Below are 22,192 nucleotides of genomic sequence, written 5' to 3'. Positions count from 1 at the left end.
TGAAAAACACATTAAGGGTGGATGAAATATGAATAACGAAACTATCATTTTAGGAAAAAAATATATTTGCCAACCTATTGGCTTGAAACAAAAAGTGGTTGGAGAAGTAATCAGTAAATTAGAAAATTGTGTTGTGATCTGCGTAGACGAATATCATGACGTCGATCGCAATGAAATATTAGAAAAATGCGGAAAAGTAGTGGCAAAATATACTCACGTTTATGAGTTGGAAACAACAGAATATCTATATAACTATAGCAACAAATATGAACATACTTTAGTTTCATAAAGATTTAAATAAAGTGCCTTCAAAAGCGAGAAGACCAAGCTTTTGAAGGCACTTTATTTAGTTGGCAGTGATTGTTCATGATTTTTGATTTATTCAAAAGGTTCGCCTAGAGAATCTGTTTCTGTAACGAGGCCTGGTGGAGAAACTCGATAAAAACCTATACTGCCAGAACTGTCCTATTTTCGGATAGACAAACTAGTAGTTTTAAAAAGATCATCCGATCCAATCATTTCAAAAAATGCAAAACTGATATCAGGATCATTTAGCTCAGGCTTGTTATCGTAAAGCATTTGTAAAGGTTGCATTTAGTTAGGAGTAAACGCGAAACTATCATCATTATTTGCTGAAGAAGATGAAGAAGCTAATTCAGAGTTTGTTTGAAATAAAGGAGACGTGCTGACAGTTTCTTTACCCTGTTTTTTGCAAAGGTAGAAACTTTTATATCGGAAGTTTCTACCGGAGAATTTTTCTCATTTGTAGAAATTGTTGAATCGATACTATTCGAAATTTGCGTATCTGAAGGTATGTTCTTTGATGCAGAAGTCCCACAAGCAGTAAGTAACAATAAATTTGATAAACTGATAAACAGAATTCTTTTCATTATGTACACACTCCTTATAGTATCGTTTAGCATACACCTATGCTCAGTATTAGGCAAAATCAATGCAAAACTATCAAGTCTTTTATAGTATCTATTAGTCTTAGTAATACATATATGGAGAGGGTGATATCCCAGTTCAAACCAGATACATTGGTTACCATCTGTATTAACGATTATGCTTCTAAACGCTTTTTTTATGAAAAAATTTATAAGTGAAAACGTAGGTATGATATTATCTAGAGGTAATTTTTTTGGGTATTTAAATAGTTGCTAGGAGGATAGCTTTTGGATTTTTACAGTAATTTTATCTTAATAATAGCAATATTATTACTTCTAAATATTCGGTTTTTTGATAAGAGTAGAAATGCAGGGATAGGTTTTAGAACCAAACGAAGTACGTCTTCTGAAAAAAAGTGGGTATATTCACAGACTATTTTTTACGGAGGGGTTATTTCAATCAGTTTACTTTCTTCAACACTTTATTCTTTTAATGTTATAGACGTTTCCATGTCAAATTTTATATCTATTATTGGAATCCTTATTTCTGCAATTATTACACAACTACTTCTTGTGTTTGAAGAGAAGTCAAAAAATAATTAAAGCAATTATGCCTTTTAGTACAGGAATTATTACTTCTTACAAATGTATAGCGAATGTGAAGCCTGCTGTTTTAATTGTTCTAGAAAAACTTTTGAGTGAACAATTATTTTATGTTAGGATGAATTAATTTTTCTAGAGTTTATAATTGAAAAACTTATTTGAATGAACATACTTAAACCATAACTATGTTTTACCTTTCATTAACTTAATGTTCACCTCAAAAAGGATATACGAACTAGTATTTTTGTGAAGTAGGAATAGCGTTGATAATATGGAGGAAGTAATTTATATTAAAAAATGTGTTTTTTTGAATGCCATTTTCATTCATTTAACGAAAATCAGCAAAAATAAAAAATGCTCAAACCCTTATAAAATAAGGATTTAAGCATCTAGCAAAATCTGGTGAAATCTCACAATGGAGACGGCGGGAGTCGAACCCGCGTCCAAACACATCGCCACTTAAAAATCTACGTTCATAGTCAACTCATTTAAGGTTTCGCTTTACAGCTTGCCGAGTGACAGGCATTCTGTATCGCTAGTCTGATGTTCTCTTTTTCAACTTACAGACGGAAAGTTGAAACGTATCCCACTAAAGTTAGGACCCTTACTCGAGCACATGGGCGATGCCGAGAGGATCTACGCTAACTGTTTTTAGGCAGCTAAAGCGTAAGAGTTGTTTTCGTTTTTAGCAGTTATATTTAACTGTAACGTTTTTACGTAGACGTAACCTACGAAACGCAATTCAAGCTCGACTGTGCCTGTCGAATCCGTAACGTCCCCGTTAGCTAACAAGGGTTACGTGTATTTTTCATACAAAATTAGTATAGCATATATTGGGATAAATTCAATAAAAAAGCGGATCATATCCCATTATTTATATAATAACTGCCCCTTTCTTAAGAAAAAATAAGCGATTTTCTTAAGAAAAGAGGTAGCTTCAAAAAAAAGATCTTAAATCAGATCAAAATACTTCAATGCGTGGACAATTCCGCCTTCTGTATTTTTCTTTGTGATAAAGGTAGAAAGTTCTTTTAATCCGTCATAGGCGTTGCCCATAGCGATTTTGTTGTCGCAAGCTTCCAACAAGGCAAAATCATTCGGACCATCGCCAAATCCAAAAGTAGGAACTTTTTCCAGCTGAAGTTCTTTTTGCAGACGTTTGACACCTGCCCCTTTTGAGATTCCTTTCTTCACTGTATCGATCGAGTAAGGACCATTCCGATAAAAAGTTAGCTCAGGAAAATGTTCGTGATAGTATTCGTCACCTGATTGAGATAAGATCAGCAACATATTTACTGTGTTTTCTTTAAAGCCTAAAGGATCAATTTCCGGAACATCTGAATGAATGAAGTCGTAAGCATTGATCATTGTTTGGCTATGACCGGTACACCAGATTTTCTGATCGTTATAGTAAGAAAGTTCATGACCGTTCAACTGTACATGATCATACATTTTTTGACATTCTTCTGAAGAAAATGTTTGAGAATAGATTTCTTCGCCGTCTACTCGAATGAAAGAACCATTCATGGTGACCGCAGAAGTAATGCCCGCATCTTCCATGATAGAGTGGATTTCTGCTTCTGTACGTCCTGTAGCGATGACGGGGAGAACATTGTTTTCTTTTAATGCGTTCATAGCTTTTGCCACTTCGGGTGTGATTTTTGATTTCGCATCTAGTAATGTTCCATCAAGATCAAAGAAAGTGATTGCACGATAATTTGACACAAATAAAACTCCTTTTTTATTGGAATAAGTTTATCTTAACAAAGAATGAACAAAAGACAAACCTTTCGTGAAGAATTCCTGAACATATTGGTTCAGTCAACAATTTAGAGTATACTATAAGAAGAGAATTTAGGAGGAAAAGAATGATTTTTTTCAGTATTGGTATCTTATTCTTAATAATTGGCAGTCTTTTTCGGATTCTGCCCTCAAAAGGAAATCTGCCTTTTTATGGGTACCATTCGCCTCTTGCCGCAAAAACAGACGCTCATTGGCGGCTGGCTCAAAAGACAAGCGGAAACTGGTTTTTTCTTATGGGCTTACTGATGGCATTGATCGGCTATTATTTAAAGACATCTGGGCATACGAATTATTTTCTGATTGAAATGCTTTTGCTAGTATTTCCAATTATGCCTATTTTTATTATGACAGAAAAGAAATTACAGAAATATGACCTGGAAACTGGAGGGAACGATAATGAATATTTTAATGATTGAAGATAATCAATCTGTTTCTGAAATGATGCAGATGTTTTTCTTAAATGAAGGTTGGGAAGCAACTTTCAAGTATGATGGAAAAGAAGGGCTCGATGCCTTTTTAGAAAACCCACAACATTGGGATATGATTACACTAGACCTGAATTTGCCCACGCTGGACGGTATGCTAGTAGGAAGAGAGATCCGCAAAGTTTCAAGTACTGTGCCGATTATCATGCTGACAGCTAGAGATTCTGAAAGTGATCAGGTGATCGGCTTAGAGATGGGGGCAGATGATTATGTCACAAAACCTTTCAGTCCTCTGACGCTTATTGCTCGAATGAAAGCTTTGCATCGTCGTAGTGAGTTGGCAGAAGCAAGAGAAGAAGCAGCAGTTTCAGATGATCATTTTGATATCGAGACTAGTCATTTCAAGATGAATACGAAAACACGAGAAGCGTATCTGGACAACCGGCCAATTGAAGGACTAACGCCTAAAGAGTTCGATCTATTGTTTACTTTAGCAAAAAAACCACGTCAAGTATTCTCTCGGGAGCAGCTGCTTGAATTAGTCTGGGATTATCAGTACTTTGGTGATGAACGGACAGTGGACGCCCATATCAAGAAATTACGACAAAAAATCGAAAAGGTCGGACCACAAGTCATCCAAACTGTTTGGGGAGTCGGCTACAAATTCGATGATTCTGGTGTTGCCTAATGCGTTATTTGTATCAGCAACTCTTAGCTTTTTGCGGAATGGTCGCGTTGATCTTATTGATCGTTGGAGTTTCTTTTACACAACTGACAAAACAAACGATTGAAGAAAACAATTACCAGCAACTGTTTGGATATGCTGAATCAGTTGAAAAGACAACGCAAACCTATGCCGATACGCTCCCGCAGTTTAGTCAAGATCAGGCGTTTCAAAATGCACTGCTGCTGACAGAGCAAGTACTGACAGAACAAAATGTGAACTTTATATTTATCGATAAAAACGAACGTGTCATTTATCCGACTAATACAGCTTTACTGAATTTTACCTTAACAGCTGATCAATGGAAAAATCTGAGGAATGGACGTCAAGAAAAATTCACATCGAATAAAAATATTTTAGGACAAGCACAGGCGACCTCTTACGCACTTGTGCCATTTAATTTGAATCATGAATTCTATGGAGCACTTGTAGTTAGTCAACCTGCGCGAAATATCGATAACAGCGTTCGTCCAATTACACTGAACCTGTTCAAAGGATTTATTTTTTCCAGTATCGTTGCAGTCATTGCCAGCTATGCTTTTGCAGCATTCCAAGTTAAGCGTATCAATCGGTTAAGGAATGCGACGAAAGAAGTGACGAATGGTAATTTTGATGTACAGCTCCCCGTACATGACAAAGATGAATTTGATGAGTTAGCAGATGATTTCAATAAAATGACGAATTCATTGAAAGAATCTCAAGCAGAAATTGAAGAACAAGAAAATCGTCGAAGACAATTTATGGCAGATGCTTCTCACGAGATGAGAACACCTCTTACGACAATCAACGGACTTCTGGAAGGGTTAGAATACAATGCAATCCCTGAAAATCAGCGAGAAAACGCGATTAAATTGATGAAAAATGAAACAGAGCGTCTGATCCGTTTGGTGAATGAAAACTTGGATTATGAAAAAATCCGTACGAATCAAATCAGTATGGTCATTAAAAAATTCAATGGAACAGAAACATTGAAAAATATTGTTGCACAGTTAGAAGCTAAAGCAGAAGCAGCAGGAGATACATTGACATTGAAAGCCGTTGATGATATTGATGTTTACGCTGATTATGACCGATTTGTCCAAATCATGGTCAATATTATTCAAAACGCGATACAGTTTACTGAAAACGGCCAAATCACGATTACTTTAGAAAAAGGCTATCTTGAAACGATCATCACGATTGAAGATACGGGAATTGGAATGTCTGAACAACAAATGAAAAGTATCTGGGATCGTTATTATAAAGTAGATCCTTCAAGAAAAAATACAAAATATGGTGAATCAGGATTAGGTTTACCAATCGTGCAGCAACTTGTACGCTTGCATAAAGGAAAATTAGAAGTAGAAAGCGAACTAGGAAAAGGAACAAAATTCACTGTTCGTTTGCCTGACGTAGAAATCAAAGAAGAGTAAAAAACAAGCGGTATAAAAGATCATGAATCGATCTTCTATACCGCTTGTTTTTACTATAAAATGATTGATTTAGCCCGCGGGCTCTAAACGATCAATATAAGGACTTTGGGCAATAGTAGCATCATGAGTAAAGAGTAAGATACCTTGATTTTCTTCATGAGCTAAATAAGAAAGCAAGTGGAGTAGCTCTTGGATCTCCAATACACTAAGTTCATCAAATGTATCTTCAATAACAATATTGTTTCGCTTGGAAAGCAAGGCATGAAGTAATTGCAGCTTTACTTTTTCAAAAGACGTCAACTCAGCTGCCGCACAATTAAGCAAGGAAGGAGAGATATCAAGTTTTTCTTGATAGGCCAAACGATCTTGTTTGATTTCTTTTTCCGGTACATCCAACAGGACATGGTCTTTAAGATTCAGATAAGGAAACATCGGCCAATTTTTTTGGACGATCGCAAAATTATCCAGTTTTGCAACAAGAACCTCTTTTTTCAAGTGCTCCAATATTTTATGCTGTTTTTCGAGAGGACACAAAATAACGGTCAAGTGTTCAGCATGAATCAAATATTCAGGTTTCATTACGTCCAGGCCTCCTACTTTGCAAATGATGGATAAAAAAAGTGAAAGGGAATAGACTAAGAATGAGACAGCATCCACTGAGCCCAATAAGAGTTTGGGCAAATCCCTTAAGTATATCTGTGAAAAAAAGATCATTTTGGAAATCGATGGTAAAAAAAGTCTGTTGATCCATCGGAATTGTAAGTCCGCTTACCGAAGTCAAGATATCACGGATATCTGGCAGTTCAGTAGTCTTTAAGACAAGAAAATTGATCCTTTGAAGAAGCGCTTCATAAACTGACTGGAAGCTGACGATCCACAATAAAACCAAGATACAACAAAGAAAGAGAGGAAAGAACAGCTGCCAGAAAATAAAAAGGAATAATTTGGTTTTAGAAAGACCAGTCAGGCGCCAATTGATCAATTCCTGCTTGTTTTGCCTGACTGAATAGTAAAAGAAAAAGATAAAAAGGAAGGCAAATAGAAAAAATAAACTGAATATGCCTTTTATATAAAATCGGCTAGCTAATTCTAAAGCCGGAAGAAGCTCTGTAGATGCAGAAGCGCCAATAAATGAAAGCCGATCTTGGACTTGATTGGCTAAAGCCGATTGCAAATGGTAAAGAGTCAGGCATGCTATCAATAAAAAAGCAGAAAAGCTTGAAAATAAACAATAGAGTATTGTCTGCTTTTTGTAATAAATTAATCGAGCAGTAGCATAGCGGATTATTTTCATACTTTTCACCTCTATAAAAAGTATAGAAAATGAATATGAATAAAGTATGAAATTCCTTTAGTGAAATCACGAATTAAAACCAGAAAATATTTTGTAAAAAGCAAGAAGTTGTGAAGAAGCTGCCCTATTCTATTACCGTAGATGCAAGCTTTTCAACACTGTTTATTCGAAAAAAGGAGCAGCGACAAGAATTTTGTCGCTGCTCCTTTTAAATTTATTTTATCATTCGGAAGAACTTGTGGTCGTTCCGTGAAGTTCTTGATACGTTTGTGTTTTATAAAGATCAACAGTTGATTGTCCGTTGTGTTGACTAAAGACACTAGTTGATTTGTCACCTAGAGATTTTTCAGCTTCTTTTAATTTCTCTAAGCCATTCTTGTAGTCATAATCACTGGTATCAATTGGGTCTAATCCACTATTCGTATAGAACCGAAGAAGATCACCATTATTGATTTGGTCAGAAACAGCTAACTGTTTATCAACTTTTTCTTTCAGTGAATCAATTTCATTTTGTACTTCCTCAGTAGGTTCAGTAATAGCTTCACCAGTTTCGTTACTATAGATCGTACCACCGTAGTAAGTATATTTTGGTGTAACAAAATCACCATCACGGAAAGAAACAAGCTGTTCATGATCTTTCGAGAATAGATCTTGTCCTAACTGAATATAATTTTTTGTATCTACACCTAGTAAGTGAAGTAATGTAGGCAAGGCATCAACTTGTCCGCCGTAAGTGTGATTGATTCCGCCCTGTGTTTGTCCAGGGATATGGATCATATAAGGGACACGCTGCATTTGTGCATTGTCGTAGTTTGTCCAAGTAGAACTTGTTTTTCCAACTAATTCAGCTAGATTTTTATTTCTTGAATTCGAGACACCGTAATGGTCACCGTAAAGGACGATGACTGAATTATCATACAAGCCGCTTTCTTTCAAATAATTGAAGAATTCTTGTACGGCGGTATCTAAATAATTGGCTGTCGCAAAGTAACCGTTGATCGTTTCATCATTTGTATTGGCTAACGGGAATCCTGCTTCGTCATTGGTGAATTTTGAATAAGGATAATGGTTAGATACAGCAATGAATTTTGAATAAAATGGTTGTTGCAGACGTTCCAAGTATTGTACGGATTGTTGGAAAAATGGTTTATCATGCAACCCGTATTGGAACGAATTGTCATCATTAACATCATAATAATAAGAATCAAAGAAATAATCATATCCTAAATTCTTATAGGTCTCGTTTCGATTCCAGAATGTACCAGCGTTCCCATGGAATACCGCACTAGTGTAACCTTGTGTTTGACTTAAAATATCAGGTGCAGCTTGGAAAGTATTTTTTCCGCCTAATTGTGTGAACAAGGAGCCTTGATTCAAGCCAAACAATGAATTTTCCATCAGCGTTTCCGCATCGCTTGTTTTTCCTGCTTTTACTTGATGGAAAAAGTTGTCAAAACTGAACGTGCTGTTGCTGTGGTAAAGACTATTGATGAAAGGTGTAACTTCATGCTGGACACCATTCTCATCTGTCAATTTATAATCGATCAGGAATTGCTGGAAGCTTTCTAAATGGATATAAATCACATTTTTTCCTTTAGCGAGCCCGAACAAATCGTCATTTGGTACTGCATAATGTTCTTTTACATAATTTTCTACTTCTTTCATATCATTGGGACTTGCTTCTGCCCTCACTTGGTTTGTCTGGTAAGTTTGAACACCGTCATAAACCATGAAAGCATTCAAGCCAAGATATTTGACCAAATAATCACGAGAGAATGTTCGAGTCAGCAATTCTGGACGATCAGCTTCCGCCATAAAAAGATTTCCTGAGAAAATCATAACTGCTAATGTAGAGATCGCAAAAGCCATTCTTGCTCGAATCGGGCGAGGGTCCAACTTGATTTTTTTGGCAATCAGCAGAACAGTCAAGATAATAAAATCGATCCAATAGATCACATCATATGGGCGGAACAGTCGAATGGCACTTTCTCCCAGACCACTCGCTACTTTCCCAGCACCTAAAATTGTGTTGATCGTAATGAAGTCCGTGAATTCTCGATAATAAGTGACATTCGAAAAAACAAGCAATGTCAAAAGAAAATAAATGACCATCATCGTGATATAAGCAATTCTAGGGCGTCTGATATAAAGAGCAATTCCAAGTAATAACAATGTAGTTGCAATAGGGTTGATAAACAAGATAAAGTATTGAATGCCACTTTCGATTCCGAGATGGAAATCAACTAAATAGGCAAAAATCGTTTTCAACCAAAGTAAAACGACTAGTAAAGAAAAAAATCCGAGCCTCTTATTCAAAAAGGCAGGTGTTTTTATATATTTCAAGATAATCTTCCTTTCTGCACTTCTTAATCACAGAAGTGTCATGAAACCATGTTACACAGCTCACTTATTCTCATTTATTTTACTAGTATGACAATATAGTGTCAATTGAAACCAGAAGTTTATGCTGTTTCATTAAGGTTTTCTTTAAGCTTCATGAAAAAATGAGCAGTAAGACAAGTCCTATGTTTTTTGTTATACTTGGGAAGAGAAAGCTAAAGCAGGTGAAGGAATGAAAGTACAAGTAAAAAAAAGAGCAAGCAATCGATTGAAAAAAGGATATCCACTGATCCAAAAAGAAGACCTTGCTCATCCCCAAAAAGAAACCACGCAATGGGTGGAATTAGTTGATTCGCAAAACCAATTTATCGCAAAAGGATATCTAGGAAAGCAGAATAAGGGAATCGGTTGGGTATTGAGCCAGCAGAACATCCCATTTGATCAATCTTTTTTTGAAGAATTTTTTGTGAAGTCAAAAGAAAAAAGAACTTTCTTTTTTTCAGATGATTCTACTACCGCTTTTCGTATATTCAATGGAGAAGGAGACGGGATCGGCGGTCTGATTGTTGATTATTATGCAGGTTATGCTGTTTTTTCTTGGTATAACGAAACGTTATATGCACATCGTGAATTATTGATTCAAGCTTTTCGTGAAATCTACCCGGAAATCGTAGGAGGCTATGAGAAAATTCGATTTGAATCAGTAAATCTGCCTGAGAGCCAGTTCATTTACGGAAAAGAGGCACCGGAACCCTTGATCGTAAAAGAAAACGGAGTAAAATTTGCCGTTTATTTAAATGAAGGATTAATGACTGGGATCTTTTTAGACCAAAAAGAAGTACGGGGATCATTAGCAGAAGGTTTCGCTTCTGGGAAAACAGTTTTGAACATGTTTAGTTATACCGGCGCCTTTTCTGTTGCTGCCGCAATGGGAGGGGCAATCGAAACAACAAGTGTCGATCTAGCAAAACGCAGTTTAAAAAAAACACAGGAACAGTTTGAAGTGAATGGTTTGGATGTCGATCAGCAAAAAATCATTGTTATGGACGTATTCGAGTATTTCAAATACGCCAAAAGAAAACAATTTTTATATGACATGATTGTATTGGATCCACCAAGTTTTGCCAGAAATAAGAAAAAAGTCTTTCGCGTAGCAAAAGATTATGGGGAACTGGTCAAGGATAGTCTGGATATTTTAGCAGAAGACGGGATACTTATTGCGTCTACAAATGCTGCGAATGTCTCGATAGAACAATTCCAAACAATGATTGAAGAGGAATTCCATGCCAAAAATGTTTCTTTTGAACAACTTGCTTTATATCGTCTGCCAAAAGATTTCCAGACGACGGATACCTTTTTAGAAGGCAATTATCTGAAAGTGTTTGTTTATCAAATTAAAAATAACCATTAGAAGGAGCGATGCAGAATGGTTCGGGTAAAGGGATTGAATATAGGAAGCGGTAGACCAAAGATTTGTGCGCCTCTTATCGGGGCCGTCCGAGAGGAAGTATTACGTGAAGCAGTTCTTGCACGTGAAGCAGGGGCCGATTTAGTCGAATGGCGAGTCGATCATTATCGTGAAGTTTTTTCTTTTGATGAAGTAGCAGAAACATTGGTTCTTATCCATGAGATGCTTGATGGACTGCCGTTATTATTTACGTTTCGTACCTTAGCTGAAGGCGGAGAACAAGACATATCGATCCGTCAGTATCGCGACCTTTATGAACATGTGATACACACAGGATTAGTAGATATGGTCGATATCGAGTTGTTCAAAGTAGAAAGTCTAGGAAAAAGACTGATAGAGGAAATCAAGTCTTTAAACATTCCTTTAATTATCAGTAGTCATGATTTTAAAGAAACACCAGCAGACCCTGTCTTGCTTTACCGATTGAATGTTATGGAACATTTTGGAGCCGATATCGGAAAACTGGCAGTAACTCCCAATAATGAACGAGATGTTTTGCGGTTGATGGAGTTGACTAGACGGGCAAATGCTTTTGTCTCCATGCCTATTATTACGATGTCCATGGGAAATCTTGGTAAAATTTCTCGTCTGGCTGGCGGAACGACGGGTTCCGTTATGACATTTGGTTCCTTAAGCAGCGATTCTACTTCTGCTCCAGGACAATTACCGGTCAAAGCATTGAAGCAAATTATTCAATTATTAAATGAACCGTTGTAGAACAAGTTTGAGGTGATATTTTTTGGCAAAGAAAAAAATAGTAAAAACGAATGCAATCCGTATGGTCGAACAAAAAAAGATTCCCTATACAGAGCACGAATATGAGTGGGACGAAAGCCACCTAAGTGCGTCATCGGTCGCTGAACAGCTTCCAGAAAGCCAATCTCGTATATTTAAAACACTGGTTGCTGTGGGCAATGTGACGGGGCCTCTTGTTGCTGTGATACCGGGAGAAGCCGAATTGAATCTAAAAAAATTAGCAAAAGTTTCAGGGAATAAAAAAGTAGAAATGCTCCATTTAAAAGATTTGGAAGCAACGACCGGATACATACGTGGTGGCTGCTCGCCTATAGGTATGAAAAAACTATTTCCTACTTATTTTGATCAAATTGCAGAAAGCTATGAACAAATCATTGTCTCGGCTGGCAGAAGAGGGCTACAGATGGAGTTAGCACCTCAAGATATCTGTGCATTAACGAGCGGACAATTTGCAGATATAAAACAATAAATCATACGTATAAAAGAAAGAAGGAGGCCGGGATGTTGTTTGCCCAGTCTTCTTCTTTCTTTTTTATACATTATGCTCTTTGCCCAGCATTCATTCCTGCTACATGCCCTGTAGCGAAAGCCGCTGTGATATTAAAGCCGCCAGTATAACCATTGACATCCAGTAATTCTCCCGCAAAATACAGACCATCAATGATTTTACTCTCCAACGTTTTAGGATGAATTTCCTTTAGAGAAACCCCTCCGCCAGTTACAAATGATTTCTCAATAGGAAAAGTCTTGTTGATTGATAGCTTAAACTCTTTGCATAATTGAACGAAATCTTGAATTTGTTTTTGAGAGGCTTGTTGTCCTGTCAGATGATCCATTTCAAGCCGCTCAAGAAAGAAAACCAACAATCGCTCAGGTAATAGACCGTGCCAGGCATTTACCAAGTTCTTTTTGGTGGTTTTACTTTTTTCTGTCAATAAATGAATAAGCTCTTGTTTGGTTTGTGTAGGGAAACAATCCAGAGAAAGTGTCACTGGTTCTCCCGTTTTCTCTAATTCTTTATTGACAAAACTTGAACAACGCAGTGCAGCCGGACCAGAAATACCGAAATGGGTGAAAAGTAAATCCATCGTATGTTCAGTCAATACACGACCTTTTTTATTTAAAACGCGTAAAGTGATGTCTTGTAAAGAAAGCCCTTGAAGTGTTTTCTCCTGAATATACGGTTCATCCGATATCAAGGGGGACTCTGTCGCATAAAGAGGCGTCACCGTGTGACCCACTCGCTTCACGATCTTGTACCCATCTCCAGTAGAACCAGTAGATGGATAAGTCCGTCCACCAGTTGTTAAGATAACGGCAGGAGCATGGAACTCTTCGAATTCCGTGCGTATACCGTAAATTTTATGTTCTTTGTGGATCAATTTCTCTACTCGAGTAGAGAATAGAAGCGTCACATCTAGTTCTTTCAGACGATTGAGCAATGCTTCGATAATCGTTTTTGATTTATTTGTTACAGGAAACATCCGTCCATGATCCTCTTCTTTTAAATGTACGCCTTGTGATTCAAAGAAGTTCATGATATCGAAATTATTCCATTGCGCAAACGTACTATATAAAAACTTTCCATTTCCAGGAATATGTGCAATCAAATCATCAACAGGACGATTGTTCGTAACATTGCACCGACCACCACCTGTCATCAGTAGTTTTTTTCCTGCTTTTTTGTTTTTTTCGATCAAGAGTACGCGTGCGCCTTGTTCAGCTGCACTGATCGCTGCCATCATCCCGCTTGTTCCAGCGCCGACTACGATCACATCATACAGTTTTTCCATTCCCTCACCTCAAGGAAAGTGTAGCATATCTGAAGAAAGAAAACAGAAAAAAATGTTTTGAGCCAAAAGAGAAAATGAGCTAAAATGAGGGAAGATAAGCAAAGGAGCGTGGAACGATGACAAACGCAACAGAATATGTTCAAGCAATTCAAGAAAAGCTACATCAAAAGGATCAAGGGCAAGAAGAATTTTTACAAGCAATCGATGAATTCATGCCCACGGTTATGTCTTTTTTGGACACTCATCCCGAATATATCGAAAAGAATATCTTAGAACTTTTAACGGAACCAGAAAGAATTATTCAATTTCGAGTGCCTTGGCAAGATGATGAAGGAAACTGGCGAGTAAATAGAGGGTACCGTATCCAATACAACTCAGCTATCGGCCCTTATAAAGGTGGATTGCGCTTCCATCCTAGTGTCAATCTAAGTATCTTGAAATTTTTGGCTTTCGAACAGATTTTCAAGAATAGTTTAACCGGTCTGCCAATCGGTGGAGGAAAAGGCGGAAGTGACTTCGATCCTAAAGGAAAATCTGATAATGAGATCATGCGTTTTTGTCAAAGTTTCATGCTGGAATTGTCAAAACATATCGGCCCATCGATTGATGTTCCTGCGGGAGATATCGGTGTAGGAGCTAGAGAAATCGGCTATTTGTTCGGCGAATATAAACGATTGAAAAAATATGATACTGGTGTGTTGACAGGTAAACCTTTGGATTTTTGGGGAAGTAAGATACGTACGGAAGCTACTGGTTATGGATTAGTGTATTATGTCAAACATCTATTGAACGAAGAAAAAGATTCATTTAATCAAAAAACAGTTTTTGTTTCCGGAAGCGGGAATGTAGCCATTTATGCAATCGAAAAAGTGCAAGAGCTAGGCGGGAAAGTTGTTACATGTTCAGATTCTAGCGGGTATATCTATGATCCAGAAGGAATAGATGTGAAACTATTGAAAGAAGTCAAAGAAATCAATAGACAACGTTTGACGGAATACGCAAACCAACGTCCTTCTGCTATTTATCATGCTGGAGAATCTGTTTGGACATTGAAAGAAAAAGCGGATATCGCTTTGCCATGTGCTACTCAAAATGAAATAGACGAAAGCTTGGCCGAAATCTTAGTAGAAAATGGGATCAAAATCGTAGCAGAAGGCGCTAATATGCCATGTACAGTAAAAGCTGTTTCTGTTCTTCATGAAGCAGGCGTGTGGTATTGTCCAGGAAAAGCTGCTAATGCTGGAGGAGTGGCAGTATCTGCTTTAGAAATGAGTCAGAACGCCCAGCGATTGACTTGGGAAAGAGAGCAAGTGGATGAGCAGCTGGATCAAATCATGGAAACGATTTACCATACGTGTCGCCAAACAGCAGCCGAGTACGGCGACGAAAAAAATCTGCTTCTTGGAGCAAATGTTGCTGGATTTGAAAAAGTTGCCAAAGCAATGGCAGCAGAAGGTTTAGTTTGAAAAATGAAACTTTCTTGGAAATATTGTCAGCATTTTGTTTATTTGCTTGAAAAATAATAAAAAAAAACGTAAAGTATTACCTGTAGAGTAAACCTATAAGGAGGAGAACAAATGGCACACATTCATTTTGACTATTCAAAAGTAGCACCGTTTGTCAACGAACAAGAGTTAGGGTACATGCAAAGCCAAGTAACAGCAGCCCACAACGAATTACGGGAAGGTACTGGCGCAGGAAGCGACTTCCGCGGCTGGATCGATTTACCAACGAACTATGACAAAGAAGAATTTGCACGTATCAAAGAAGCAGCTAAAAAAATCCAATCTGATTCTGAAGTATTAGTTGTTATCGGTATCGGTGGTTCTTATTTAGGCGCTCGTGCAGCGATCGACTTCTTGAATCACACATTCTTCAATTTATTAGATAGCAACACAAGAAAAGCACCACAAATCTTCTTTGCCGGAAATTCAATCAGCTCAACATATATTGCTGACTTGATCGAAGTAATCGGTGATCGCGACTTTTCAGTAAACGTTATTTCAAAATCTGGAACAACTACTGAACCAGCGATTGCGTTCCGTGTATTCAAAGAGCTTCTTGTTAAGAAATATGGACAAGAAGAAGCAAACAAACGTATCTACGCTACAACAGATAAAGCAAAAGGTGCAGTTAAAGTAGAAGCAGATGCAGAAGGTTGGGAAACTTTCGTGATTCCTGATGACATCGGCGGACGTTTCTCTGTATTAACTGCTGTTGGTTTGTTACCAATCGCTGTTAGTGGTGCAGATATCGATGCATTGATGCAAGGTGCCGCTGATGCAAGCAAAGCATACTCAAGCGACAAACTAGAAGAAAACGAAGCTTACCAATACGCAGCAATGCGCAACATTCTTTACCGTAAAGGCAAAGTAACTGAGTTGTTGATCAACTATGAACCAGGAATGCAATACTTCTCAGAATGGTGGAAACAATTGTATGGTGAATCTGAAGGAAAAGACCAAAAAGGCATCTATCCTTCAAGCGCAAACTTCTCAACTGATTTGCACTCTTTAGGACAATTCATCCAAGAAGGACGTCGCAATATTTTTGAAACAGTTGTGAAGGTTGAAAAACCTCGTAAATCAATCACAATTCCTGAACAAGCAGAAGATTTAGACGGTCTAGGCTACTTGCAAGGAAAAGAAGTGGACTTCGTAAATACAAAAGCATTTGAAGGAACATTGCTTGCTCATACAGACGGTGACGTGCCTAACTTGCTAGTCAAAATTCCAGAAATGGATGCTTATACATTGGGTTATACAATGTACTTCTTTGAAATTGCTGTAGGTATTTCAGGTTACTTGAATGGAATCAACCCATTCGACCAACCAGGTGTAGAAGCTTACAAGAAAAACATGTTCGCACTTCTAGGCAAACCAGGCTTTGAAGATCTTGCGAAAGAATTGAACGAACGCCTGTAAGATAAGGTTTTTTCGCTAAATTTAAAAAATCAGTGATAGAAACATGTTCGCTTTAAAATGAAAACTGGTACCCATTTAGGTACTCAAACATACTGCATCGTTTATTCAGAATAAGGGGCTGTGACAAGACTTTTGTCACAGTCCCTTGTTTGTATAGAAATCGATTGATTGCCTTGTTCTTTAGTTTGATTTAGGACTTTAAGAACAGTGAGGCTGACTTCGAAGACCAATTCTATTTTTTCGTTTTCTAAAATCAACAAAAAAAAGCACTCACTTCGAGTGCTTTTTTACGATATATTCTTAGCTTAAGATAGGCCTAATTTTTCTTTTACAGATGAGGGTACCTTATCGCTGGTAATTACTTTTTTCTCTATGATCCGCTTTTCGCTTGCTTTCAACTGCAAGATCGTTCCTTCGGGGTAAGCAGAACCATTGGCAGAGTCACCAGAAGTAATGACATCGAAATCTAACTGTCTTTTTTCACCGTTTTCAGCATAAGCATCTACGTTGTATTTAAAACCTCTTCCAATTACTTCCCCATTATCTGCTTTGATATCAGTTTCTGCAGGCATTGGAGCTTTGACTACCGCATAATAATCTTTACCTACATAAGTAGACTGATAGTAGTCCCAACCTTTCCATCCTATAAAAGCAATCAATATGATAACGATCAACCCTAAAATTTTTTTCATGAAAGATCTCCTTTTTTATTTTTATTATATTAAATATTATACAGATAATAACGGAATATTATCATCGAAACAGCTAACAAAATTGTCATAAAAAACGAGATGGTTGATATTAGAACTTGTGTTTTTGTTTAGATCTAGAGATAAAGAGAGACAATTTCCAAATATATGTAATGAATACAAAAAGACGTTTGTCGCGGATTACCGTTACAAACGTCTTTTATTGATTTTCCGAGATCTCATCAGTCGCCATTTAGAATGGTTCACTCCTTATCTAGATTCGTTTAATGCTCGGACTGCTTGTTCGATTGTAATACCAAACGCAACGTTATTTTCGTTTTGTGCATCAATCGCCATAAAACGGTTAGAAGTTGTATCAAAAGCTACGCGGTATTGCATATTTGTTTTTGTAAACGTCATAAAATCCATCTCCTTTGTAATGTAATTTAGTTCTTGAAAGTTTCCTTTAAACTTTCGAACTTATACCAAGTTTAGCATCGTACGTTTTTTGATGCAATTAAAAAGCATTTATCATTTTCCTTATTTATTTTTTCTTAAATGGTTTAGCTATTTTCTTTTAATCCGATAAGTAGCCCAATCATCAAGGTTACAAATACTATTGCTTGAATATAAATCATATGCTCACCTCTTTATAAATAACTTAGCAATATAAAGAAAAAAACGCACGAACAACATAGGAATATAAACAAACGTTTTTGTCACAACGTCTAAGATCGTGTTAAAAAATAGTTATCTAAAAAGCAGAAAGATACTCAAAATAAAAAATAAAAAAATGAATAAAAACGTTTTCAAATATAAGGTAATTTGTTATTATAAAATAAAGAAAAAACAAAATAAAAATAAAGAAAAAGAGGGAATGAAATGGTAAAAGCAGAAGTAGGAAGATCTTATATATGCAAACCGATCGGAGTATCTCATGAACTAATCGGCTGTATTGAACGTACATATATCAACACGGCTGTCGTGTATGTTGAAAGTTATGACCAACGAGACTATCAACTTATCAATGAAAGCAAGTATCGCATGCTCGTAAAATTCTGTGATATTAGCGCACCTGCTGAATTGGTTTCTTAAACAGTATTTTTGAGAATTCGCAAGAACTCCCTTATAATATAAATAAAGACAGAAGGGAGCGAGAAGATATGCCAAAAAGAAAAAGTTCAGGGAAAATGGGAATTATTCTTGCAGTGATCTCTGCAATTCCTGCTATTTTAGCTATTGTTCGTGCGATGAAGGAATCAAGAGAAAGTTAAGCACACATTATGAGCGTCAAACAAAAAACGCATAACCTGCCACCGCAGGTATATGCGTTTTTTGTTGTATAAAGACTTTTTTCATTAACGATTTTTGATTAGCCGACTCCCAAAACAAAATTTAGCAGTTTATCTGAATAAGTGATTTCTTCATCTGTTTGTTTCACACTTTCATTTAGTAGTCCCATCTCATCGGTTATGATACCATCCACACCATAAAACATCATGCGACTCATGGCATCTGAATCGTTGATTGTCCATACATATACTTCTTTTCCGTCTTGGTGGGCAGAATTAATGAAGTTACGGTTGATCGTACTATATTCCATTGTCAGAAAATCAGCAGGCGTCACAGGGGGCCCAACAATATTGAAAGGTAAGATGTAGCCCACATAAAAGTTTGGTTCTGCTTCTTTTAAATCTGAAACGGTTTGGTACGTCAAACTTTGCAAAATATGATGGTTCTCTAAGATAACTTTGCGGTATTTATGGACAAATCGTTCGACAAGGTCATCCGAATCTTTTTTAGAGGTCTTGATCTCAATAAGTAATTTTTGGTTTAGCTTATGTGCTTTTTCCAAATAAGAATCAAAAGAACAAACAGGGGCTTGCACTCCGTTTTCAGTAACTATAAGATTTGTCAATTCTTTCAATGTAAGATCCTGTGGTGTTCCATTTACCCCTGTTAAGTGACGAAGATTTGCATCATGCATCACTACGAAATGACCATCTTTTGTTTCCTGAACATCCATCTCTACATAATCAGGATGATAGTCTCTGCTTGTTTTTTCAAGTGCTTCTAAAGTATTTTGCGCCCCATTTTGGGTACTCACACCTCTGTGAGAGACAGTCACTGGTTTTGTCTGAACAGCTGAAGTCAGATAATCCATATTGTAAAGACAGACGCCAATACCGAAAAAAACTGCAAAAAGAGTCAAACCAGTGTTTTTCAGCGCAGAGAAACGCAAGTTGGGGGCTTGTGGGATAAACCACTTAGGGATCTCAGGCAAGAAGCCTTCGTCATCCATGAAATCAACAATGATATAAAAAATCCCTACGGTAGACATCACGATATTGAATAATAAAATCCCTTGTAAAAGCGTCATAGCAAACACAGCGCTGATCAATGCATAGTCTGGGAAAAATTGTTCAACCATACTTTGTGCCAAAATAACAACGATATATCCTAAAGAAGAAAGGAGTAAAATCGTACCGCCAATCACAATAAATTGGCCCGTGATGGCCAAAAGACGCGATTTGGTCAATGACCAGCTTTCCCGAATGGCTGCTCGAAAAGGACGATCTCGTAGAATCATTTCCGGTAAAGCAAAAATCAGTCGAATCCCAATATAGCCAAGGAAAATATAAACGAGTAAAAAGGAACTGACGATGATCCAACGATTAGCAAAAATAAAATCCATAATGAAAGCGGGGATTTTTATTTTTGACAGTAGATCAGAATTAAAACTTAATCCGCTGATCGGTAGAATCAATAAAAAATAAGCAAGGAAAAACAAAAAAGTAATGGGTCTCACTTTCTTCAGCTGAAGTATCGTCAAGTGTAAGAGTTGCTTCAAAGAGATTGGTTCTTTCTTTTTAATAAAAAAGACACTCATCAAAAGAAAAGTAAATTCGAAATAAACTAACAGTAAAATCATCATCAAAACTACGATTAACGAGAGTAGAACTCCAGGATGTTGAGAAAAAATTGAAGGAATATTGTCATAAGACAAATAGTCAATTGCCCCTCGGTGTAAAATAAAACGGGTCGTACTGCTCAATAAGGGTAAACAAATAAATAAAATAAAGCCATGCATCAGCAAGACATCACGGAAATAAGCTTGTGTTCCTTTTAAAAAGTCCCAAGCATTACCTAAGCTACGTTTTAAATAATTCATCCTATCACCTGCTCTTCACATTGTAGCGCAAATCTAATGAAAAAGGAAAGGGTGCAGTGTGTTTTGCAGCCCCTTTCCCAGATTTAACATTGTCAATCAATGACTAATTTTGCAAAATAAATATTATCCAAGAAGACCACTTAGATATTGGCCTCCATAAATCAAGGCCATACTATATAAGAAAATCGACAGTGGTTTAGCAATCAAAATGATTAGTGTATATCGTTTCACTGACATGTTTGTCAATCCAGCCATCAAACATAACGCATCGTCAGGAGCAACTGGAAGAAAAATAGCTAGAGCAAACAGCTTCTCAAAGCGGTTTTGATTATCCAGCCAGCCAATATATTTGTTATATGTCTTATCGCTAATCATGGAAAGTATGAATGGCTTTCCATAACGACGCCCTAGCAGAAAAATGATAATCGAACCAATGCAGATTCCAATATAGTTATAGATAAATCCAGCATAAGGGCCAAATATCAGGACACCAGCTGCAGTACTGATCCCTCCAGGAATGATTGGAATAACTACTTGCAGGATTTGGATGAAGACAAAAATAATCGGTCCTAAAATGATGGAATCACCTACTAATCCTCTTAACGCATTCAAATCTTTGAAAACACCTAAATTAATAAAATAAATCGTCAGCGCGATTGATAGGCCTAATCCGATAATGGATATGAAATTTATCAGTTTTCGAGAGGCAGCAATATTCATTATTCATCAACTCCTTAGAGGTTCTTTGTTAACTATACTTTACTAGAAAAGCAACTAACTGCGCCATTTTTTGATATGACAGAAAACAAACAATTTTGTAAGTTCATCATAAGTATAAAAGATTGATCTCAAAAAAACATCCAACTAAAGACTTATTTAATAACTTGTTTTTTTTAAATAAAAAAAGCGTTAGCAACTATGCTTAAAAAGCATATCGACTGAATAAACTAAGCATTGGACAGGCTGAAAGACTACATTTAAAATGAAATGCGAAGAAACAATAGAAAATAAAGTTGCCTTAGAACCATAGTTGAATCACCTAACAGTCGTGAAGGGAGAATAAGAGAAGTGGCAGAAAAACAAACCGCAGGACGAGATCAATTAGGAGATTTTGCACCAAAATTTGCAGAATTGAATGATGATGTTTTATTTGGACAAGTATGGTCCAGAGAAGAATTATCTGCTCATCAGCGTAGTATCATCACCATATCTTCATTAATTTCAGGAGGAAATTTTGAACAATTGCCAGCTCATCTGAAGATTGGCAAACAAAATGGCATTACTGGTGAAGAAATAGCAGAAATCATTACCCATTTAGCTTTTTATGTAGGATGGCCAAAAGCTTGGTCAGCTTTTAACTTAGCAAAAGAAATCTATCTAGAAGGAAACAGCGTAAACAAGAAAGAGGCGTAAATGATGACAAAATACGAAGAAATACACAATGGCGTGATTTTTCCAGCAGGGGAAAAAAACGAAGCTTACGCTCAGGTATTTACTGGGCAAAGCTATCTGAATATGTTAGTGAATGATCCCGAAGTTTCTGTTGGTGTAGGGAATGTAACATTTGAACCAGGTTGTCGCAATCACTGGCATGTCCATACAGATGGATATCAAATCTTACTTGTGACTGGCGGAGAAGGATGGTACCAGGAAGAAGGAAAGCCAGCAAGACGATTAAGAGCTGGAGACGTTGTGGTGACGCACAAAGGAATCAAACACTGGCATGGTGCTACAAAAGACAGTTGGTTTGAACATTTAGCGATCACTTCCGGAAACTCAGAGTTTTTAGAACCTGTAACAGATGAAGTGTATGAAGGATTGGAAAATCAATAATGTCAAGCTTGAACAGCTCCTGAAAGTAGATTTTAATCGAACTTTCAGGAGCTGCTTTTTTGATTCAGT

General features: G+C 36.9%; 23 protein-coding genes and 1 other RNA gene. 13 read left to right on the top strand and 11 right to left on the bottom strand.

What is annotated here, in order from left to right; all coding sequences use genetic code 11:
* Positions 1-28: 28 nt before the first annotated feature.
* Entirely contained in the window at positions 29-289 is a 261-nt protein-coding gene (locus OZ002_RS03220; protein ID WP_002289617.1) for a hypothetical protein, read from the top strand.
* Positions 290-650: 361 nt separating this feature from the next.
* On the opposite strand, the gene OZ002_RS03215 is transcribed toward OZ002_RS03220, so the two are convergent.
* Positions 651-890: a hypothetical protein gene (locus tag OZ002_RS03215; protein ID WP_087625960.1), complete on the bottom strand. Its 240-nt coding sequence runs from the start codon at positions 888-890 to the stop codon at positions 651-653.
* Between the two features lie 285 nt (positions 891-1,175).
* Here OZ002_RS03215 and OZ002_RS03210 point away from each other — a divergent pair, with 285 nt between their 5' ends.
* Positions 1,176-1,490, top strand: coding sequence for a hypothetical protein (locus tag OZ002_RS03210; protein WP_113847328.1), 315 nt, complete (start codon positions 1,176-1,178; stop codon positions 1,488-1,490).
* 413 nt (positions 1,491-1,903) lie between these two features.
* Here the strand turns inward: OZ002_RS03210 and ssrA are convergent.
* Positions 1,904-2,270, bottom strand: a transfer-messenger RNA (tmRNA) gene (gene ssrA, locus OZ002_RS03205).
* Between the two features lie 171 nt (positions 2,271-2,441).
* Positions 2,442-3,215 (bottom strand): Cof-type HAD-IIB family hydrolase, encoded by a 774-nt coding sequence (locus tag OZ002_RS03200; protein WP_002288592.1) that lies wholly within the window; start codon positions 3,213-3,215, stop codon positions 2,442-2,444.
* Between the two features lie 143 nt (positions 3,216-3,358).
* Between OZ002_RS03200 and OZ002_RS03195 the strand changes: the two genes are divergently transcribed.
* From OZ002_RS03195 to OZ002_RS03185, 3 genes are read left to right on the top strand one after another with little or no spacing between them, the layout of a single operon-like run.
* The gene (locus OZ002_RS03195; protein ID WP_002288595.1) at positions 3,359-3,709 is read left to right on the top strand and encodes an SdpI family protein; all 351 of its coding nucleotides are present in this window, start codon (positions 3,359-3,361) and stop codon (positions 3,707-3,709) included.
* Entirely contained in the window at positions 3,690-4,406 is a 717-nt protein-coding gene (locus OZ002_RS03190) for a response regulator transcription factor (protein ID WP_002293942.1), read from the top strand. Before OZ002_RS03195 ends, OZ002_RS03190 begins: the two co-directional genes overlap by 20 nt.
* Entirely contained in the window at positions 4,406-5,854 is a 1,449-nt protein-coding gene (locus OZ002_RS03185; protein ID WP_002302594.1) for a sensor histidine kinase, read from the top strand. The genes OZ002_RS03190 and OZ002_RS03185 overlap by 1 nt, the downstream gene beginning before the upstream one ends.
* A gap of 69 nt (positions 5,855-5,923) precedes the next feature.
* On the opposite strand, the gene OZ002_RS03180 is transcribed toward OZ002_RS03185, so the two are convergent.
* From OZ002_RS03180 to OZ002_RS03170, 3 genes are all read right to left on the bottom strand, one after another.
* The gene (locus OZ002_RS03180) at positions 5,924-6,433 is read right to left on the bottom strand and encodes a hypothetical protein (RefSeq protein WP_087625957.1); all 510 of its coding nucleotides are present in this window, start codon (positions 6,431-6,433) and stop codon (positions 5,924-5,926) included.
* The gene (locus OZ002_RS03175; protein WP_002297641.1) at positions 6,423-7,148 is read right to left on the bottom strand and encodes a hypothetical protein; all 726 of its coding nucleotides are present in this window, start codon (positions 7,146-7,148) and stop codon (positions 6,423-6,425) included. The genes OZ002_RS03180 and OZ002_RS03175 overlap by 11 nt, the downstream gene beginning before the upstream one ends.
* Before the next feature lie 222 nt (positions 7,149-7,370).
* Positions 7,371-9,491 (bottom strand): LTA synthase family protein, encoded by a 2,121-nt coding sequence (locus OZ002_RS03170; RefSeq protein WP_325082857.1) that lies wholly within the window; start codon positions 9,489-9,491, stop codon positions 7,371-7,373.
* 229 nt (positions 9,492-9,720) lie between these two features.
* Between OZ002_RS03170 and OZ002_RS03165 the strand changes: the two genes are divergently transcribed.
* Genes OZ002_RS03165 through ybaK form a run of 3 tightly spaced genes read left to right on the top strand, consistent with a single transcriptional unit; the run spans position 9,721 to position 12,181 of the window.
* Positions 9,721-10,899, top strand: coding sequence for a class I SAM-dependent rRNA methyltransferase (locus OZ002_RS03165; protein WP_325082855.1), 1,179 nt, complete (start codon positions 9,721-9,723; stop codon positions 10,897-10,899).
* Positions 10,900-10,914: 15 nt separating this feature from the next.
* On the top strand, positions 10,915-11,673 hold the full coding sequence (aroD, locus tag OZ002_RS03160) for a type I 3-dehydroquinate dehydratase (protein ID WP_002293935.1): 759 nt from the start codon (positions 10,915-10,917) through the stop codon (positions 11,671-11,673).
* A 22-nt stretch (positions 11,674-11,695) separates the two neighbouring features.
* Positions 11,696-12,181: a Cys-tRNA(Pro) deacylase gene (gene ybaK, locus OZ002_RS03155; protein WP_002306401.1), complete on the top strand. Its 486-nt coding sequence runs from the start codon at positions 11,696-11,698 to the stop codon at positions 12,179-12,181.
* A 70-nt stretch (positions 12,182-12,251) separates the two neighbouring features.
* Here ybaK and OZ002_RS03150 read toward each other — a convergent pair whose 3' ends face one another.
* Positions 12,252-13,505, bottom strand: coding sequence for an NAD(P)/FAD-dependent oxidoreductase (locus tag OZ002_RS03150; RefSeq protein ID WP_002293934.1), 1,254 nt, complete (start codon positions 13,503-13,505; stop codon positions 12,252-12,254).
* A 116-nt stretch (positions 13,506-13,621) separates the two neighbouring features.
* Between OZ002_RS03150 and gdhA the strand changes: the two genes are divergently transcribed.
* Both gdhA and OZ002_RS03140 read left to right on the top strand, forming a co-directional pair.
* Positions 13,622-14,971 carry an NADP-specific glutamate dehydrogenase gene (gdhA, locus tag OZ002_RS03145; protein WP_002306402.1) on the top strand — a complete coding sequence of 450 codons (1,350 nt, stop codon included), beginning with the start codon at positions 13,622-13,624 and terminating at the stop codon, positions 14,969-14,971.
* A 111-nt stretch (positions 14,972-15,082) separates the two neighbouring features.
* Positions 15,083-16,429: a glucose-6-phosphate isomerase gene (locus OZ002_RS03140; RefSeq protein ID WP_002288574.1), complete on the top strand. Its 1,347-nt coding sequence runs from the start codon at positions 15,083-15,085 to the stop codon at positions 16,427-16,429.
* A gap of 305 nt (positions 16,430-16,734) precedes the next feature.
* On the opposite strand, the gene OZ002_RS03135 is transcribed toward OZ002_RS03140, so the two are convergent.
* Together OZ002_RS03135 and OZ002_RS03130 are read right to left on the bottom strand one after the other, a co-directional pair.
* Entirely contained in the window at positions 16,735-17,121 is a 387-nt protein-coding gene (locus OZ002_RS03135; RefSeq protein WP_002288573.1) for a YxeA family protein, read from the bottom strand.
* Positions 17,122-17,388: 267 nt separating this feature from the next.
* A complete protein-coding gene (locus OZ002_RS03130; protein WP_002293931.1) occupies positions 17,389-17,538 on the bottom strand; it encodes a hypothetical protein in 150 nt (49 codons plus the stop codon).
* Positions 17,539-18,000: 462 nt separating this feature from the next.
* Between OZ002_RS03130 and OZ002_RS03125 the strand changes: the two genes are divergently transcribed.
* Positions 18,001-18,213 carry a hypothetical protein gene (locus OZ002_RS03125; protein ID WP_002297633.1) on the top strand — a complete coding sequence of 71 codons (213 nt, stop codon included), beginning with the start codon at positions 18,001-18,003 and terminating at the stop codon, positions 18,211-18,213.
* A 277-nt stretch (positions 18,214-18,490) separates the two neighbouring features.
* On the opposite strand, the gene OZ002_RS03120 is transcribed toward OZ002_RS03125, so the two are convergent.
* Together OZ002_RS03120 and OZ002_RS03115 are read right to left on the bottom strand one after the other, a co-directional pair.
* Positions 18,491-20,290: a glycerophosphoryl diester phosphodiesterase membrane domain-containing protein gene (locus tag OZ002_RS03120; protein ID WP_156248948.1), complete on the bottom strand. Its 1,800-nt coding sequence runs from the start codon at positions 20,288-20,290 to the stop codon at positions 18,491-18,493.
* A 123-nt stretch (positions 20,291-20,413) separates the two neighbouring features.
* A complete protein-coding gene (locus OZ002_RS03115) occupies positions 20,414-21,010 on the bottom strand; it encodes a TVP38/TMEM64 family protein (protein ID WP_002287776.1) in 597 nt (198 codons plus the stop codon).
* Positions 21,011-21,358: 348 nt separating this feature from the next.
* Between OZ002_RS03115 and OZ002_RS03110 the strand changes: the two genes are divergently transcribed.
* Together OZ002_RS03110 and OZ002_RS03105 are read left to right on the top strand one after the other, a co-directional pair.
* Entirely contained in the window at positions 21,359-21,703 is a 345-nt protein-coding gene (locus OZ002_RS03110; RefSeq protein ID WP_002293927.1) for a carboxymuconolactone decarboxylase family protein, read from the top strand.
* On the top strand, positions 21,704-22,123 hold the full coding sequence (locus tag OZ002_RS03105; RefSeq protein ID WP_002306407.1) for a cupin domain-containing protein: 420 nt from the start codon (positions 21,704-21,706) through the stop codon (positions 22,121-22,123).
* Positions 22,124-22,192: the final 69 nt, after the last annotated feature.

Origin of the sequence: Enterococcus sp. E4-150 (assembly GCF_035726465.1) — a bacterium.
Lineage (GTDB): Bacteria > Bacillota > Bacilli > Lactobacillales > Enterococcaceae > Enterococcus_B > Enterococcus_B faecium.
This window is presented reverse-complemented; position numbering and strand designations above follow the sequence as displayed.

Coding starts and splice junctions, on each gene's coding strand:
- OZ002_RS03125 (WP_002297633.1), top strand. CDS start 18,001: ATGGTAAAAGCAGAAGTAGGAAGATCTTATATATGCAAACCGATCGGA.
- gdhA (WP_002306402.1), top strand. CDS start 13,622: ATGACAAACGCAACAGAATATGTTCAAGCAATTCAAGAAAAGCTACAT.
- OZ002_RS03195 (WP_002288595.1), top strand. CDS start 3,359: ATGATTTTTTTCAGTATTGGTATCTTATTCTTAATAATTGGCAGTCTT.
- OZ002_RS03120 (WP_156248948.1), bottom strand. CDS start 20,290: ATGAATTATTTAAAACGTAGCTTAGGTAATGCTTGGGACTTTTTAAAA.
- OZ002_RS03115 (WP_002287776.1), bottom strand. CDS start 21,010: ATGAATATTGCTGCCTCTCGAAAACTGATAAATTTCATATCCATTATC.
- OZ002_RS03150 (WP_002293934.1), bottom strand. CDS start 13,505: ATGGAAAAACTGTATGATGTGATCGTAGTCGGCGCTGGAACAAGCGGG.
- OZ002_RS03185 (WP_002302594.1), top strand. CDS start 4,406: ATGCGTTATTTGTATCAGCAACTCTTAGCTTTTTGCGGAATGGTCGCG.
- OZ002_RS03105 (WP_002306407.1), top strand. CDS start 21,704: ATGATGACAAAATACGAAGAAATACACAATGGCGTGATTTTTCCAGCA.
- OZ002_RS03175 (WP_002297641.1), bottom strand. CDS start 7,148: ATGAAAATAATCCGCTATGCTACTGCTCGATTAATTTATTACAAAAAG.
- OZ002_RS03215 (WP_087625960.1), bottom strand. CDS start 890: ATGAAAAGAATTCTGTTTATCAGTTTATCAAATTTATTGTTACTTACT.
- OZ002_RS03130 (WP_002293931.1), bottom strand. CDS start 17,538: ATGACGTTTACAAAAACAAATATGCAATACCGCGTAGCTTTTGATACA.
- aroD (WP_002293935.1), top strand. CDS start 10,915: ATGGTTCGGGTAAAGGGATTGAATATAGGAAGCGGTAGACCAAAGATT.
- OZ002_RS03140 (WP_002288574.1), top strand. CDS start 15,083: ATGGCACACATTCATTTTGACTATTCAAAAGTAGCACCGTTTGTCAAC.
- OZ002_RS03180 (WP_087625957.1), bottom strand. CDS start 6,433: ATGAAACCTGAATATTTGATTCATGCTGAACACTTGACCGTTATTTTG.
- OZ002_RS03220 (WP_002289617.1), top strand. CDS start 29: ATGAATAACGAAACTATCATTTTAGGAAAAAAATATATTTGCCAACCT.
- OZ002_RS03135 (WP_002288573.1), bottom strand. CDS start 17,121: ATGAAAAAAATTTTAGGGTTGATCGTTATCATATTGATTGCTTTTATA.
- OZ002_RS03165 (WP_325082855.1), top strand. CDS start 9,721: ATGAAAGTACAAGTAAAAAAAAGAGCAAGCAATCGATTGAAAAAAGGA.
- OZ002_RS03190 (WP_002293942.1), top strand. CDS start 3,690: ATGAATATTTTAATGATTGAAGATAATCAATCTGTTTCTGAAATGATG.